The sequence below is a fragment of the uncultured Lentibacter sp. genome (genome assembly GCF_937123735.1).
Classification (GTDB): Bacteria; Pseudomonadota; Alphaproteobacteria; order Rhodobacterales; family Rhodobacteraceae; genus Lentibacter.
Genome location: NZ_CAKZKL010000034.1, coordinates 1 through 15,489 on the forward strand (window position 1 = coordinate 1; position 15,489 = coordinate 15,489).

At 61.8% G+C, this 15,489-nt stretch carries 12 protein-coding genes; 7 read left to right on the forward strand and 5 right to left on the reverse strand.

Annotated elements, in window-relative coordinates:
- The 4 genes from Q0478_RS10985 to Q0478_RS11000 all read left to right on the forward strand — a co-directional run.
- Positions 1 to 1,779, forward strand: a 1,779-nt coding sequence (locus tag Q0478_RS10985; RefSeq protein WP_298679204.1) for an FAD-dependent oxidoreductase, incomplete at its 5' end; no start/stop codon positions are given.
- 165 nt (positions 1,780 to 1,944) lie between these two features.
- Complete coding sequence (gene rarD / locus Q0478_RS10990; RefSeq protein ID WP_298679206.1) at positions 1,945 to 2,868, forward strand: EamA family transporter RarD; 924 nt, start codon at positions 1,945 to 1,947, stop codon at positions 2,866 to 2,868.
- Positions 2,865 to 3,722: an SDR family oxidoreductase gene (locus Q0478_RS10995; protein WP_298679208.1), complete on the forward strand. Its 858-nt coding sequence runs from the start codon at positions 2,865 to 2,867 to the stop codon at positions 3,720 to 3,722. The genes rarD and Q0478_RS10995 overlap by 4 nt, the downstream gene beginning before the upstream one ends.
- Before the next feature lie 59 nt (positions 3,723 to 3,781).
- Complete coding sequence (locus Q0478_RS11000; protein ID WP_298679210.1) at positions 3,782 to 4,570, forward strand: ion transporter; 789 nt, start codon at positions 3,782 to 3,784, stop codon at positions 4,568 to 4,570.
- Between the two features lie 61 nt (positions 4,571 to 4,631).
- Here the strand turns inward: Q0478_RS11000 and dxs are convergent, their stop codons facing one another.
- The 3 genes from dxs to Q0478_RS11015 are packed head-to-tail and all read right to left on the reverse strand — an operon-like array spanning position 4,632 to position 7,690.
- Positions 4,632 to 6,554: a 1-deoxy-D-xylulose-5-phosphate synthase gene (gene dxs, locus Q0478_RS11005; protein ID WP_298679212.1), complete on the reverse strand. Its 1,923-nt coding sequence runs from the start codon at positions 6,552 to 6,554 to the stop codon at positions 4,632 to 4,634.
- Positions 6,555 to 6,573: 19 nt separating this feature from the next.
- The gene (locus Q0478_RS11010) at positions 6,574 to 7,389 is read right to left on the reverse strand and encodes a polyprenyl synthetase family protein (protein ID WP_298679346.1); all 816 of its coding nucleotides are present in this window, start codon (positions 7,387 to 7,389) and stop codon (positions 6,574 to 6,576) included.
- A 58-nt stretch (positions 7,390 to 7,447) separates the two neighbouring features.
- Entirely contained in the window at positions 7,448 to 7,690 is a 243-nt protein-coding gene (locus Q0478_RS11015; RefSeq protein WP_298679214.1) for an exodeoxyribonuclease VII small subunit, read from the reverse strand.
- A gap of 84 nt (positions 7,691 to 7,774) precedes the next feature.
- Here Q0478_RS11015 and Q0478_RS11020 point away from each other — a divergent pair, with 84 nt between their 5' ends.
- Positions 7,775 to 8,743: a phosphotransferase gene (locus Q0478_RS11020; RefSeq protein ID WP_366914917.1), complete on the forward strand. Its 969-nt coding sequence runs from the start codon at positions 7,775 to 7,777 to the stop codon at positions 8,741 to 8,743.
- Here the strand turns inward: Q0478_RS11020 and mutS are convergent.
- A complete protein-coding gene (mutS, locus tag Q0478_RS11025) occupies positions 8,736 to 11,342 on the reverse strand; it encodes a DNA mismatch repair protein MutS (protein WP_298679348.1) in 2,607 nt (868 codons plus the stop codon). The two genes, Q0478_RS11020 and mutS, sit on opposite strands and share 8 nt — an antisense overlap.
- Before the next feature lie 166 nt (positions 11,343 to 11,508).
- Here mutS and Q0478_RS11030 point away from each other — a divergent pair, with 166 nt between their 5' ends.
- Positions 11,509 to 13,764 carry an NADP-dependent malic enzyme gene (locus Q0478_RS11030; protein WP_298679218.1) on the forward strand — a complete coding sequence of 752 codons (2,256 nt, stop codon included), beginning with the start codon at positions 11,509 to 11,511 and terminating at the stop codon, positions 13,762 to 13,764.
- 3 nt (positions 13,765 to 13,767) lie between these two features.
- Positions 13,768 to 14,643, forward strand: coding sequence for a ribokinase (locus Q0478_RS11035; protein ID WP_298679220.1), 876 nt, complete (start codon positions 13,768 to 13,770; stop codon positions 14,641 to 14,643).
- Positions 14,644 to 14,783: 140 nt separating this feature from the next.
- On the opposite strand, the gene msrA is transcribed toward Q0478_RS11035, so the two are convergent.
- Complete coding sequence (gene msrA, locus Q0478_RS11040) at positions 14,784 to 15,413, reverse strand: peptide-methionine (S)-S-oxide reductase MsrA (protein WP_298679222.1); 630 nt, start codon at positions 15,411 to 15,413, stop codon at positions 14,784 to 14,786.
- Positions 15,414 to 15,489: the final 76 nt, after the last annotated feature.

Genomic DNA, 15,489 nt, shown 5'->3' on the forward strand with positions numbered 1-15,489 from the left:
GTCAACGTGCCGCTGCACGCCTGCGAGCACTTCTACATCGTCTCCGAGCCCATCGCTGGCCTCACCCAGCTCCCCGTGCTGCGCGTGCCCGATGAATGCGCCTACTACAAGGAAGACGCAGGCAAACTCATGCTCGGCGCTTTTGAGCCACGCGCCAAGCCTTGGGGCATGGAAGGCATCTCCGAGAGCTTCGAATTCGACCAGCTTCAGGAAGATTTCGATCACTTCGAGCCGATCCTCGAAATGGCCGTGAATCGTATGCCCATGCTCGGCGCAGCGGGCATCCATACGTTTTTCAACGGCCCCGAAAGCTTCACGCCCGACAACGCCTACCACCTCGGCCTCGCCCCCAGCATGGACAACGTCTGGGTCGCCGCCGGCTTCAACTCGATCGGCATCCAGTCCGCCGGCGGCGCGGGCATGGCACTGGCCGCTTGGATGGACACAGGCGAAAAGCCCTTTGATCTGGGCGATGTCGATATTTCGCGCATGCAGCCTTTTCAGGGCAACAAACACTACCTGTTTGAGCGCTCCAAAGAGGCCCTCGGCCTTCTTTATGCCGATCATTTCCCCTTCCGCCAGAAAGACACCGCCCGAGGGATCCGCCGCACGCCCTTTCATGACAAGCTCCTTGCTCAAGGCGCGGTCATGGGCGAAATCGCGGGCTGGGAGCGCGCCAACTGGTTTGCCAATGAGGGCCAGAAAGCCGAATACGCCTACACATGGCAGCGCCAGAACTGGTTTGAAAACCGCGCCGCCGAGCATAGGGCCATCCGCGAAAACATCGGCATGTATGACATGTCCTCCTTCGGCAAACTGCGCGTCGAAGGCTCGGGTGCGGAGGCCTTCCTCAACCGCGTCTGCGGCGCCAATATGTCCGTGCCCGCAGGCAAAATCGTCTACACCCAGTTTCTCAATTCAAAAGGCGGCATAGAGGCCGATGTAACCGTCACGCGCCTCTCTGAAACCGCCTATCTCGTCGTCACCCCCGCCGCCACGCGGCTGGCCGATGAAACATGGCTGCGCCGCCACCTCGGCGCTGACATGGCTGTGATCACCGATGTCACAAATGCCGAAGGCGTCCTCGCCGTCATGGGGCCAAACGCGCGCGCGCTGCTGCAAGCTGTTTCGCCCAATGACTTCTCAAACGAGGCCAACCCCTTTGGCACAGCACAAGAAATCGAGCTGGGCATGGGCCTCGCCCGCGCGCACCGCGTGTCTTATGTCGGCGAGCTGGGCTGGGAGCTCTATATAGGCTCTGATATGGCTCAACACGCCTTTGACACACTCTTTGAAGCGGGGCAGGGCCTCGGCCTCAAACTCTGTGGAATGCACGCGATGGACAGCTGCCGCATCGAAAAGGCCTTCCGCCATTTCGGCCACGATATCACAGCCGAAGACAATGTGGTGGATGCCGGCCTCGGCTTCGCCGTCGATATGTCCAAATCCGATTTTATCGGCAAAGCCGCCGTTGCCGCCCGCCGTGAAAGCGGCCCCAAGGCGCGCATGGTGCAATTCCTGCTGCAAGACAGTGCGCCGTTGCTCTACCACAACGAGCCGATCCTGCGTGACGGCCAGATCGTCGGCTACCTCAGCTCAGGCGGCTATGGCCACAGCCTCGGTGCAGCAGTCGGCCTCGGCTACGTCCCCTGCGAAGGTCAAAGCGCTGCCGATGTCCTCGCCTCCAGCTACGAGATCGACGTCAAAGGCGCCCGCGTGCCCGCCAAGGCCTCACTCAAACCGATGTATGACCCAAAGTCCGAGCGCGTGCGCGCCTGATTCTTCTTCTGGTCATAAATACCTAAAAAGGGGCAGGGGCCCCAAACACAACACCCGCGATGATGTGCCAGCCCGATGGCGCTGGCGGGTGGGTGGGCGGGGCCAGTGCCATGGGGCTGGCATCTGCCTTCAATCCACCCTACTCAGAGAGCGAAGGAGCACCCCATGACAGAGAACCGCGACACACCCCAAGGCCTCGCCTTTGCGCTCACCGCCTATATCCTCTGGGGTTTTTTGCCGCTCTATATGAAGCTGCTCAGCCATATTCCGCCCGCCGAAGTCGTGGCACACCGTGTGCTCTGGTCGGTTCCCATCGCGGCCACATTGCTCATCCTGCTGGGCCGCACATCCGATATCAAAACGGCTCTCACAACGCCCAAAATGCTCTTTATGGGCTGCGTCACAGCCGCGCTCATCTCGGTCAACTGGGGCTTCTACGTCTGGGCCATCACATCAGGCAACGCGCTCGACGCAGCACTTGGCTACTACATCAACCCGCTGTTTTCTGTCTTCCTCGGCGCCGTGCTCCTCGGCGAGCGGCTCAACAAGCTCCAGTTCGCCGCCCTCGCGCTTGCCTTCGCCGCCGTGGTCATCCTCACCCTTGAGGCGGGCAAGCTGCCTTGGGTCGCCATGGCGCTCTTCATCACTTGGGGCTTTTACGCGCTGGCCAAAAAGTCGCTGCCCATCGGGCCAAATCAGGGCTTCCTGCTCGAAGTGCTCATCCTCACACCGCCCGCCATAGCCTATCTCCTCTGGCTCGGGCCAAGCGGCAATTTCCTCGGCAGCGCTTCTGATACATGGCTCCTCCTCGGCTGCGGCGTGGTCACAGCCGTGCCGCTCATCATCTACGCCAATGGCGCAAAGCTTCTGCGCCTCTCTACAATCGCCATTCTGCAATATATCGCCCCCACGATGATCTTTCTCATCGGCGTCTTTGTTTTCAAAGAGCCGTTCAGCGGCGCGCGCATGGTCGCCTTCCCGATGATCTGGCTCGCGCTCGTGCTCTATTCCATTGCCATCTTCCGCAACATGCAAAGCGCGCGTAAACTGGCCCGTGAAACCTCGGGCAAAACGACGACACCACCATGAGCAACACACTCCTCTCCATAGGCCATGGCTACAGTGCGCGCGCGCTTGCGCAGCGCCTGCTGCCCCTCGGCTGGCAGATAAGCGGAACCACACGTTCGCCGGAAAAATTTGCAGCCCTCAAAGCCGAGGGCGTCACGCCCCGTCTCTTCCCCGGCGGCGATCTGACCGAGGCGCTGGACAAGGCCACGCATCTGCTTGTTTCTGCCGCGCCAAGCGAAAACGGCGACCCCTTTCTTGCCAAATATGGCTCTAAACTGGCCCAACTCGCGCCCAATCTGCGCTGGGTCGGCTACCTCTCCACAACGGGTGTCTACGGTGATCATGCCGGTGCTTGGGTGACAGAAGACACCCCGCTCACCCCAAGCAGCCGCCGTGGCCTCATGCGTGTTGAGGCCGAAGAGCAGTGGCGCGGCACCGGCTTGCCGCTGCACATCTTCCGCCTCGCGGGCATTTATGGCCCGGGGCGTGGTCCCTTTGAAAAGCTCCGCAAAGGCACGGCGCGGCGCATCATCAAGGAAGGGCAGGTTTTTTCGCGCATCCATGTCGAAGACATCGCCCAGGTGCTGCACGCCTCGATAGAGCAGCCCGCCCCCGGCACAGCCTATAACGTCTGCGATGACATGCCCGCCCCGCCACAAGATGTGCTCGCCTATGGCGCAGAGCTGCTCGGCATGGCCCCACCGCCCGAAGTGCCGTTTGAAGAGGCCGAGCTCACGCCAATGGCCCGCAGCTTCTATGGCGAAAGCAAACGCGTCTCCAACAGGCGCATCAAGGATGCGCTCGGTGTAAACCTGCTCTACCCCGACTATCGCGCGGGCTTGCAAGCGGTCCTCGCCACAGAGGTTGCCGAATAATCCTTGCCTTTCGGCTCACACCCCTTACCTAACGCATACCGTCCACACACGAGGCCCCAATGTCCCTGCGCGTAACGCTTGCCAAGTTTATTGAACACCCCAGAACAGCCGCCATCATCACCGCTGTTATTGTTTTCAATGCCATCATTCTGGGCCTTGAAACCTCGCCGGACATCATGGCGCAATATGGCCCGCTCATCAAAGCGCTCGACACCCTCTGTCTCAGCATTTTCGTAGCCGAGCTTCTGGCAAAGCTGGTTGCTCATGGCCCACGCTTTTTCCGCTCCGGCTGGAATATCTTTGATTTCGTGATCATTGCCATCTCGCTTATTCCCGCCGGTCAGGGTTTCTCGGCGATGCGCGCGCTGCGGATCCTGCGGGTGTTGCGGGTGGTCTCTGTGGCCCCGTCGTTGCGCCGCGTGGTTGAGGGGCTGATCACCGCCATGCCGGGCATGGGATCGGTCTTTATGCTGATGGGGCTGATTTTCTATATCGGCTCTGTTATCGCCACAAAGCTCTTCTCGGAGGCTTTCCCCGAGTGGTTTGGCTCTCTGGGCGCATCGGCCTACACGCTCTTCCAGATCATGACACTGGAAAGCTGGTCCATGGGAATCGTGCGCCCGGTGATGAAGGTCTACCCCCACGCCTGGGCGTTCTTCTTGCCTTTCATCCTCGTCACCACCTTCGCGGTGGTGAACCTGCTCGTCGGCCTTGTGGTCAACTCCATGCAAGACGCCCACCACACCGAAGATGTCGCCAACACCGACGCCTACCGCGACGACGTCAAAGCGCGCCTCGATGCAATTGACAAGAAGCTCAACGCTCTGGCGGGAGAGCGGAAGGGTTAGGCCTGCTTATCTGGGTTTTTCAAAGACAATAATATGTCCCGTCGATATCGTCCAATACCCGTCACGCCCGCTTGACTTGTGCCACCCCCAGCACATCCAGCACTTTCGTCACGATATGCTCGGCCTGAAGCCCGGCTTCGGCATACATCTCCGCAGGTGAGCCCTGGTCAATAAACCAGTCGGGCAGCACCATGGAGCGGAACCTGAGCCCCGTATCAAACGCGCCTTGCTCGGCCAGAAGCTGCGCCACATGGCTGCCAAACCCGCCCACAGCACCCTCTTCCAGCGTGATCAGCACCTCATGCTCCCCCGCCAGCTTCAAGATCATCTCGCGGTCCAGCGGCTTGGCAAAACGCGCATCCGCAACCGTGGCTTCAATGCCCTTGGCCGCCAGCTGCTCGGCGGCGGTCTCGGCCTCGGCCAGACGCGTGCCAAAGCTCAAAAGCGCCACACGGCTGCCCTGCCGCACAATCCGCCCCTTGCCGATCTCAAGCGGTACACCGCGCGCAGGCAGCTCCACGCCCACACCCTCACCGCGCGGATAGCGGAAGGCAATCGGCCCGGCGTCATAGCCCGCCGCGGTGGCGACCATATGCTTCAGCTCGGCCTCATCTGCCGCCGCCATCACAACCATGTTGGGCAGGTTCGCCAGATAGGCGATGTCATAGCTCCCCGCGTGGGTCGCGCCATCGGCGCCAACAAGCCCCGCACGGTCAATCGCAAAGCGCACAGGCAGGTTCTGCAAGGCCACATCATGCACAATCTGGTCATAGCCACGTTGCAGGAATGTCGAATACATGGTGCAAAACGGCTTCATGCCCCCGGCCGCCAAAGCGCCGCAAAAGGTGACGCCGTGTTGCTCGGCAATGCTCACATCAAAGCAGCGCGAGGGGTAGCGCTCCGCCATCAGGTCAAGCCCCGTGCCGCTCGGCATCGCCGCTGTGACCGCGCAAATCTTGTCATCCTCCGCCGCCAGCGCCACCAGCTCCTCGCCAAAAACGGCGGTGTAGCTCGGCGCATTGCTCGGCGTTTTCACCTGCTTGCCGGTGATCACATCAAACTTCGCCGTTGCATGTCCCTTATCGTCGCGCGCTTCAGCCGGGGCATAGCCCTTGCCCTTCTTGGTGATCGCATGAATGAGGATCGGCCCCGTCGCGCGCGCCTTCACAGTGCGCAAGAGCGGCAAGAGCTGCTCCATGTCGTGCCCGTCAATCGGCCCGATATAGCTAAAGCCCAGCTCCTCAAACAGCGTGCCGCCCACGGTCATGCCCTTGAGCATCTCCTTGGCCCGCTTCGCCCCCTCCTGAAAAAACGGCGGCATCAGGCTCACCGCGCCCTTGGCCGCCGCTTTGAGTTCCTGAAACGGCTCTTCGGCATAAAGCCGGTTGAGATACCCCGAAAGTGCGCCCACAGGCGGCGCAATGCTCATGTCATTGTCGTTGAGAATAACAATCAGTCGCTTGCCCAAATGGCCCGCGTTGTTCATCGCCTCAAAGGCCATGCCCGCGCTCATCGCCCCGTCACCGATAACGGCAATCGCGTCGCCCAGCCCCTCGGGGCAGTTCCCGCCCAAATCCCGCGCCACGGCAAAGCCGAGCGCCGCGCTGATCGAGGTCGAGCTGTGCGCCGCGCCAAAGGGGTCATAGGGGCTTTCAGAGCGCTTCGTAAATCCGCTCAAGCCACCGCGCTTGCGCAGGGTGCGAATGCGGTCGCGCCGCCCTGTCAGAATCTTGTGGGGGTAAGACTGGTGCGAAACATCCCAGATGATCTTGTCTTTCGGCGCATCAAACACCGCATGAAGCGCCACCGTCAGCTCGATCACCCCCAAGCCAGCGCCTAAATGTCCGCCCGTTTCGCTCACCGCGCTGATGGTTTCGGCACGCAGCTCGCCCGCAAGCTGCACAAGCTCGCGGTTGCTCAGCCGCTTCATATCGGCGGGGCTGGCCACTGTGTCTAGCAGCGGGGTTTTGGGGCGGTCACTCATGGTCACCCTTTCGGGGCTGTTACTTACGCCGCGAGATAACGAAGCGCGCCGCCTCTCGCAAGCATTCGGCATCGTCTTGATAGCTAGATAAAGCGTCACAAGCCTCTTCCACAAGGTTTGCCGCCTGGCGTTTTGCCGCATCCAGCCCGAGGAGTGACACAAAAGTCGCCTTGCCAGCGTCCTCGTCCTTGCCCACAGCCTTGCCCGTCTCGGCGGCGTTCCCCTCCACATCAAGGATGTCATCGGCAATCTGGAAGGCAAGGCCAAGCCTGTCCCCATATGTCTCTAATCCAGCCGAATTCGCCCCCGCCATCACAGCGCCCGCCGTGGCCGACCAGCGGATGAGCGCACCTGTCTTGCCGCGCTGCACCGCCTCGATCTGCGCCAGATCCAGCGGCACAGCGCTCGTTTCGGCGGCAATATCCATCATCTGCCCGCCAACCATCCCGGCATGGCCGCTCGCCTGTGCCAACCCGCGCAAAAGCTCTAATGCATTGGGCATCTCCTCGCTTGCAAGCAGTTCGAATCCCTTCGCCTGCAGCGCATCCCCCGCCAAAACGGCGGTATGTTCGCTCCATTTGCGGTGCACCGTCGGCTTGCCACGGCGCAGGTCGTCGTCGTCCATGCAGGGCAAATCATCGTGGATCAGCGAATAGGCGTGGATACACTCCACAGCCAGCGCCGCCTGCTCGGCAGCGTCAAACCCCTGCCCATGCAGCCTTGCGGATTCGATCACGAGAAACGCGCGCAGAGCCTTGCCGCCCTCCAGCGCATAAAGCATGGCGAGCAAAAGCTCCGCCTCAGGCAAAGACTTGGCCGCCAGAAAGTAGCGCATCGGCGCATCTTGCATGATGCTTTGCGCCCGCTTCAGAGCCGCGTCAAACCCCAGTGGTTCAATCAACGTCAAGCGGCTTCGTCCCTGTCGGAGTGCCCTCGCCATCCAGCGTGATCGCGGCTACCTTTTCTTCCGCGTCCTTGAGCTTGCCCTCGCAATGCTTCTTCAAAAGCGCGCCGCGCTCATAGAGCGCAATCGAGTCATCCAGCGGCACATCGCCCCGCTCCAGCTGGCCCACAACCTTCTCCAGCTCGGCCATAGCGGCCTCAAAGCTCATCTCTGCAACAGGTGTCTCGCTCATGCGTCTCTCCAACTTGTTGAGCCAACCTTACAGGCGCTTGGAAAAGGGTTCAATTCACAACCGGACCGGCGTAAAGATATGGTCATGTCAGTGATCGAGAGTAGCAATTTGGCGCTTTACCCCGAGGAGGCCGCGGCCGCCCTCCAAAAGCTCACCCAGCTTACGTCCATCTGCCTCAAGGGTCGCGCCTATCGGCTCGATCAACCGCTTCACCTCGTGCCTGCGCGTCACGCCGTCTTTCGCGGCACGCTTGAGGGTGCCGATGTGGTCTTCCGCCTCGCCCTTTCCGCGAAGGCCCGCGAAACCATGGCTGGCGAATGGGCCGAGCTCTCCCGCGTCTGGCCCCATATGTCCGCGCCGCCGTTTACCGTGCAACAACCGCTCTTTCACGCCGCCAAGGCTGGCCTCACCATCACCGCGCTGGCCCGCGGCGAGGGCCTGCTCACAGCGCTCTGGCGGCTTCCCCCCGAGGCGCGCCACGCGCCCATCGCCCTCTCGGCAGACTGGCTGCACAAACTCACTGCCCCAAGCATCGAGACGCGCGCGCCCAACCGTCGCCCCTGGCGCATGTGGGCCGAGAAGGCCGCCGAAAAACAGCCGCACGCAAGCCTGCGCAGCGTCGAGGCACAAGTGCTGCAAAAAATGAAAAAGCTCTACCGCCAGATCGACCACCCCGAATGGCGCATCGCCCTCGCGCATGGCGATTTTCACCTCAACAATCTCTTCTGGGATGGCACCACCCTCACAGGCATCGACCTTGGCGCAACAAACCACGCCCCGCTCTACAAGGACATCGCCCGCGCGCTCGTTCATATGGCGCGGCGCGGCATGCTGCCCTCAGGCGCGCGCCGCTTCGGCGTCGATGCCGAGGCGTTTGCCGCCTTCAGCGCCCGCTTTGCGCTCTCCGAGATCGAGGCAAACGGCTTTTTGCCCTATTTCATCGCCTTTGAAACGCTGATCAAAGTCGAACATCCGCAAATGCCCCAAGCGCGGCTCGATCACGCCTTGGCGATGTCCGAAGCGCTCGCAAGCGACCTCAAACAAATCACTTAGCCAGCTTCGCCTTCAGCTCGTAAAGCGCTGCAAGCGCCTCGCGCGGGGTCATCTCGTCGGGGTATATCTCGGCCAAAGCGCCCTCAACTTCGCTCACTTTCGCCTTCACTGGCTGCGGCGCAGGTGCGGCACTAAACAAGGGCAAATCATCAATAACCGCCTTTGCAGAACCTTCCCGCTCACCCTTCTCCAAGGCGTCAAGCACCACCCGCGCCCTTGCAATCACACTCTCTGGCAGCCCCGCCAGCTTGGCCACCTGCACCCCATAAGAGCGGTCCGCCGTGCCCTTGCGCACCTCATGCAAAAAGATAATATCGCCCTCCCACTCCTTCACCATCACCGTAGCATTGGAGCAGCGCGCCAGCTTGTCGCTCAGCTGCGTCATCTCGTGGTAATGCGTGGCAAAGAGCGCGCGGCATTTGTTGGCCTCGTGCAAATGCTCCAGCGTCGCCCAGGCAATGCTAAGGCCGTCATAGGTCGCCGTGCCGCGCCCGATCTCGTCAAGAATCACCAGCGCACGGTCATCCGCCTGATTGAGGATCGCCGCCGTCTCCACCATCTCCACCATAAAGGTCGAGCGCCCCCGCGCCAGATCATCAGACGCGCCCACGCGGCTGAACAGCTGGCTCACAATCCCCACACGCGCCGCCGCCGCAGGCACATAGCTGCCCATCTGCGCCAGCACAGCAATCAGCGCATTCTGCCGCAAAAACGTCGATTTACCGGCCATGTTCGGCCCCGTCAGCAGCCAGAGCTGGTCATCCTCCGCCAGCGCACAGTCGTTCGGCACAAAGCTCGCGCCGCCCTGCCGCCGCAGCGCCTGCTCCACAACGGGGTGGCGCCCCTGTTCAATCTCCAGCGCGCGGCTCTCGTCCACTTTCGGGCACGCCCAGTCCTCCTCGCGCGCAATCGCCGCCAGCCCGAGCGCCACGTCAATTTCGGCCAGCGCCCCGGTGGCTGCAAAGACAGCCTCCTGCGCCTCCAGCACCGCGGCGCGCAGCGCGCCAAATATGCGCAGCTCGATCTCGGTCGCACGCCCCCCTGCGTTCAAAATCCGCGTTTCCATCTCGCTCAGCTCGGGCGTGGTAAAGCGCACTTGGTTGGCCGTGGTCTGGCGGTGCTTGAAGCGCTCGTTGAGCGGCGCGCCCAGCATCTTCTCCGCATGGGTCGAAGTGACCTCGATGAAATACCCCAGCACATTGTTGTGCTTGATCTTGAGCGCGCCGATGCCCGTCTCGGCGGCATACTCCGCCTGCATCTTGGCAATCACGCTGCGCCCCTCGTCGCGCAGGGCGCGGCTGGCGTCGAGCTCTGCGTCATAGCCCGCCGCCACAAACCCGCCATCGCGGGCAAAAAGCGGCGGCTCCGCCACCAGCACCGCATCGAGCAAATCGCACAGCGCCTCATGCCCCAGAAGTTTCTGCCCGGCCTCATTCAGCAGCGCAGGAAGCGCAAGTTGCGCCATGTTAGAGCCTATTTCACCCGCCTTCGCGAGGCCATTGCGAAGGCTCGCAAGGTCGCGCGGCCCGCCGCGCTCAAGCCCAAGCCGCGAGAGCGCGCGCTCCATATCGGGCACATGCCTGAGCTGCTCGCGCGTCTCGCTCAAAAAGCCCGTCTCGCCCAGCGCATAGCTCACAGCCTCCAGCCGCCGGTTGATCTCACCCACATCGCACGAGGGCGCGCTCACCCGCCGCTCCAGAAGCCGCGCGCCCTGCGCCGTCAGCGTGCGGTCAATCGCCGCCAGCAGCGAGCCGGCCCGCGCCCCCTGCATGTTCCGCGTCAGCTCAAGGTTGCGCCGCGTGGCCGCGTCAATCTGCATGACCCGCCCCGCCACCTCGCGCACAGGCTTGCTCAAAAGCGGCAGTTTCCCCTTCTGGGTGATCTCCAGATAATCAAGCACCGCCCCCAGCGCCGAAATTTCTGCACGGCTGAACTGCCCGAAGGCCTCCAGCGTCTCGACCTCAAAGAAATCACAGAGCCGCTTCTGCGCGCCCTCGCTGTCAAAGCTGGCCTTGCCCAGCTCCGTCACAGCCACGCCTTGCTCTTCGGCAATTGGCGCAAGCGCACCAAACTGCGCATCGGCAAAGACAATCTCGCTGGGCGCAAGCCGTGCCAGCTCCGGCCCAAGCCGCACACGGGAAAGCTCCATCACCCGCAAATCGCCTGTGGACATATCCAGCCAGGCCAGCCCCGCCGCCTCGCGTATCTCCACATAAGCCGCCAGAAAGTTGTTGCGCCGCGCTTCCAGCAGGCTGTCTTCCGTCAGGGTGCCAGGCGTCACAAGCCGCACCACATCGCGCCGCACAACCGATTTATAGCCGCGCTTCTTGGCCTCTTCGGGGCTTTCCAGCTGCTCGCACACAGCCACACGAAAACCCTTGCGAATGAGCGTCAGCAGATAGTTCTCCGCCGCATGATGCGGCACGCCACACATCGGGATATCGTCGCCCTCATGCTTGCCGCGCTTGGTGAGCGCAATGTCCAGCGCCTCGGCCGCCGCCACCGCATCGTCAAAAAACATCTCGTAAAAGTCGCCCATGCGGTAAAACAAAAGCGCCTCGGGGTAATTCCCCTTAATCTCAAGATATTGCGCCATCATAGGCGTCACGGCAGATTTGCCAGCGCTCACAGTGTCATCCCCCCGAATGGTTAGCGCCAAACTAACCATGCCACGCCCAGCGCGAAAGCCGAAAAGTCGTGTTTTGGTTGAGAGAAGGCCGCGCAACGTCTATGACGAACCGACCCAGCATGAAATCAGGCCCGAAATGACCAAACAAAAGATCTCCCGCGAAGACGCCCTCGCCTTTCACCTTGAGCCAACTCCCGGCAAATGGGAGGTGCAGGCGACTGTCCCCATGACAACCCAGCGGGATCTGTCGCTTGCCTATTCCCCCGGCGTGGCCGTGCCCTGCGAGGATATCGCCGCCAATCCGGAGCTGGCCTATGACTACACCAACAAAGGCAATCTCGTCGCGGTGATCTCCAACGGCACAGCCGTCCTCGGCCTTGGCAACCTTGGCGCGCTCGGCTCCAAGCCGGTCATGGAGGGCAAATCCGTGCTCTTCAAGCGCTTCGCCGATGTAAACAGCATCGACATCGAGCTTGATACAGAAGACCCCGACGAATTCATCAACGCGGTGCGCCTCATGGGGCCAACCTTCGGGGGCATCAACCTTGAAGACATCAAAGCCCCCGAATGCTTCATCATCGAGCAGACCCTCAAAGAGCAGATGGACATTCCTGTCTTCCACGATGACCAGCACGGCACAGCCGTGATCTGCGCCGCCGGCCTGCTCAACGCCCTGCAAATCAGCGGCAAGTCGATTGATGAGGTCAAAATCGTCGTCAACGGCGCGGGCGCAGCGGGCATCGCCTGCATCGAGCTCATCAAAGCCATGGGCGCCAAGCATGACAACTGCATCTTGTGCGACACCAAGGGTGTCATCTACCAAGGCCGCACCGAAGGCATGAACCAGTGGAAATCGGCCCACGCCGCCAACACAGAGGCGCGCACCCTGGCCGAGGCGATGGATGGCTGCGATGTCTTCCTCGGCGTCTCCGTCAAAGGCGCGGTCACGCCCGAGATGGTCGCCTCCATGGGCGCCAACGCCGTGATCTTCGCCATGGCCAACCCTGATCCGGAGATCACCCCTGAAGAGGCCCACGCCGTGCGCGAAGATGTGATCGTCGCCACAGGCCGCTCGGATTATCCCAATCAGGTCAACAATGTCCTCGGCTTCCCCTATCTGTTCCGCGGCGCGCTTGATATTCACGCCCGCGCCATCAACGACGAGATGAAAATCGCCTGCGCCGAGGCTCTGGCCAAACTGGCGCGCGAAGATGTCCCCGATGAGGTCGCCATGGCCTATGGCAAAAAGCTCAGCTTCGGGCGCGATTACATCATCCCGACCCCCTTTGATCCCCGCCTCATCTATGTCATCCCCCCCGCCGTCGCGAAGGCAGGTATGGACACTGGCGTCGCCCGCCGCCCCATCATTGACATGGACGCCTACGAAGCCTCGCTCAAATCTCGGATGGATCCGACAGCCAGCATCCTGCGCAGCCTCAACGCCCGCGCCCGCCAGAATCAGGCCACGATGATCTTCGCGGAAGGCGATGATCCGCGCGTGCTGCGTGCCGCTGTGCAATACCAGCGCTCCGGCATGGGCAAGGCGCTTGTTGTCGGCCGGCTCGAAGATGTGCGCAGCAAGCTCACCGCTGAAGGTATGGCCGATGCGGTCGATGAGCTTGAAGTGGTCAACGCCGCCAATTCGCCCCATCTGCCCGAGTATAAGGCCTTCCTCTACAAGCGCCTCCAGCGTCAGGGGTTTGACCGCCACGATGTCCACCGCCTTGCCGCCCGTGACAGGCATGTTTTTGCGGCGCTCATGCTGGCCCATGGCCACGGCGATGGCCTTGTCACAGGCGCAACGCGCAAATCGGCCCATGTCATGCAGCGCATCAACATGGTGTTTGATGCCTCTGCCGAGGCCGGGGCCGTCGGTGTGACAGCGCTGTTGCACAAAGGGCGCATTGTTCTTGTGGGCGATACGCTGGTGCATGAATGGCCTGATGAGCAGGACTTGGCAACAATCGCTGAGCGCTCTGCCGATGTGGCCCGTCACTTGGGCCTTGAGCCGCGTGTGGCGTTTGTGAGCTTCTCCACCTTTGGGTATCCGCGCTCCGAGCGGGCCGAAAAGATGCACAAGGCCCCCGAGGTTCTGGCCGCGCGCGGTGCCGATTTTGAGTATGAAGGTGAAATGACCGTTGATGTGGCCCTCAATGCCCAGGCGCAAAAAAGCTATCCTTTCTCGCGCCTCACGGGTCCGGCCAATATCCTCGTCGTCCCCGCCCGCCATTCTGCTTCGATCAGCACCAAGCTCATGCAGGAAATGGCCGGCGCAACTGTCATCGGCCCGATCCTTGCCGGCATCGACGAAAGCATCCAGATCTGCTCCACCGTCAGCACAGTGAACGACATCCTCAACATGGCGGTGCTCGCCGCCTGCAAGGTCGGCTAGGGAATGACACTCTTCTGCCTCGGCTCGATCAATCTGGATCACTTCTATGAAGTGCCCCAGATTCCCCAGCCGGGCGAAACCCTCCTCGCCAAGGCTCATAGAACGGGCCTGGGCGGCAAGGGCGCAAATCAGTCTGTCGCTGCCGCGCAGGCAGGCGCAGATGTGGTGCATATCGGCGCGGTGGGGGCCGATGGCGCTTGGGCCAAAGCCCGCATGGCAGAGCTCGGCGTGCGCACCACATATATTTCAGAGGTCGCCGCCCCCACGGCCCACGCCCTCATCACAGTCGATAAAGCGGGCGAAAACGCCATTGTCGTCTTCCCCGGCGCAAACATGCACCAGTCTCTCACACAGCTCAAAACGGCTCTGCTCACCGCCAAGCGCGGCGATATGCTGCTTCTGCAAAACGAGACAAATCTGGCGCTGGAAGCCGCCACCCTCGCGGGCAGCCTCGGCCTCACAGTGCTCTACGCCGCCGCGCCGTTTGAGGCCGCGGCCACCAAAGCGCTCCTCCCGCTCACCAACCTACTCATCCTAAACGCCGTCGAAATGGCCCAGCTCACCGAGGCCACAGGCCTTTCGCCCGAGAGCCTCGCGCCCGAAACCATCATCATCACGGAAGGTTCAAAAGGCGGCCGCGCCATCACGCAAGCAGGCGAAACCCGCTTCCCCGCCTTCCCCGTCAAAGCGCGTGACACAACCGGTGCAGGCGACACTTTCACAGGCTATCTCGCCGCCGCCCTTCTTGAGGGCCAGCCGCTTGAAAGCGCGCTGCGCCTCGCCGCCGCCGCCTCGGCCCTCAAAGTCACAAAAAAAGGGACAGCCGATGCCATCCCCGCCCGCGCCGAAGTCGAAGCCTTCCTGAAAGCCCAACCCTAGCCCTTTCTTATTGCTCTAAATATCCCACCGATCCTGCGCAGCAAGTGCGCTCTATCGGTCATCGCGTTTGCTGCGCAAACTGCTTGGGGGGTCTGGGGGCAGCGCCCCCAGCGGATCGGCTTGCGAAGCAAGTCGAAGCCTCACCCCGCAAAAGGCGCAGCACTCCCCCAGAGCTTTTTCACGGTTTTATCCCGCCCACAGGCCTTGCGATAAAACTTATAAGCGCTCGCCCGCGTCTTCGGCCCGGCCCGTGTCAATACAATCGCGCTGCTCTTGTAATAGTCCTGATGATAGTCCTCTGCCGGATAAAACCCGGTCAGCGGCAAAACCTTGGTGACAACATCGCGCCCCAGATCTTGCTCTGCCTCCGCCACAGCCTTCTCGGCAGAAGCCTTCTGCGCCGCGCCATCATAAAACAGCGCGGTTTTATAGGCCGGTCCACGGTCACAAAACTGCCCGCCGTCATCCGTTGGGTCAATCGAGCGCATAAATTTGTGCAAAATCTCGTCCCGGCTGATCTTGCCCGCATCAAAGGTGATCTTCACCACCTCATAATGCCCCGTGTGGTTCTTATACGTCGGGTTGGTGCTCTTGCCGCCTGCAAAGCCCGAGACCGCCTCAATCACCCCGTCAACGCTTTCAAAGTCTGATTCCACACACCAAAAGCAGCCGCCCGCCACAACAATCGCCTCGCGCGGCCCGGCCTTGGCCACCCCTGATTGCATCCCCAGCACCAGCGCGATCAACACCGCCAGAATCAGGGCCTTCATTTCTCTCACACAGCACATCATAGCGCATTCTCCTGCCAAACCTGCCCCAGTCTAGCGTGCAAAAACTCCCCTGTAG